This window comes from Neobacillus drentensis (genome assembly GCF_036965425.1).
Lineage (GTDB): Bacteria > Bacillota > Bacilli > Bacillales > Cytobacillaceae > Neobacillus > Neobacillus drentensis_F.
In genome coordinates this window covers 71451-71738 of sequence record NZ_JBALPP010000020.1, presented here as the reverse complement: position 1 = coordinate 71738, position 288 = coordinate 71451, and positions in this window count along the sequence as shown.

Genomic DNA, 288 nt, shown 5'->3' with positions numbered 1-288 from the left:
ATGACTAAGAAATTGACAACAAAATATTTTTTTAAAAAAATAACATTGAACACGTAATCCGCCCATTAAAGGCAGAAATCTTAATAAAATTCAAACCATTATGATTGCCCAAGCGCCTTTTTTGTTCACTCTTTTCGACCGATTCATACATAGATTTATTTAAACTTCGGTCTTTATTATTCCAAATAGGGATTTTGAACATTTGAAATGCACAAATAAGCGGAATCTTTAATAAAAATCAAGCTAGTATTATTGCTCTATCGGCATTTAATCTAATCTTATAGGCCA